Source organism: Vibrio sp. S9_S30, assembly GCF_014694455.1.
Lineage (GTDB): Bacteria > Pseudomonadota > Gammaproteobacteria > Enterobacterales > Vibrionaceae > Vibrio.
This window is the reverse complement of sequence record NZ_JAAUWT010000212.1, coordinates 1-250: the sequence shown is the minus strand read 5'-3', so window position 1 is coordinate 250 and position 250 is coordinate 1. Positions and strand designations below refer to the sequence as shown.

General features: G+C 44.4%; 1 pseudogene. It reads left to right on the top strand.

The window, feature by feature from the left end:
• Positions 1–110: pseudogene (locus HC752_RS25545) on the top strand (IS982 family transposase); the annotation flags it as partial.
• Positions 111–250: the final 140 nt, after the last annotated feature.

Here is a 250-nt window from a genome sequence, read left to right as displayed (position 1 = left end):
ATCTATTGGGAGGATTGATAGCCTATTGCCTGAAAGATGAGAAGCCCCACTTAGATCTAACAGCTCAAGAGCTTGAGCTGTTAGAAAGTAATGGCATCACGACGGCTTAACCAGATCTGAGGTTAATGATGTAATAAAACCTTTTATTTCTCCTTTAGGCTCAGGAAGTAAGACTAGCCGTGCTTGCCAATACTTCCCAAGATACGGGGACTTCCGTTGAGCATCTGGCGAAACTGGCATACGGACAAGT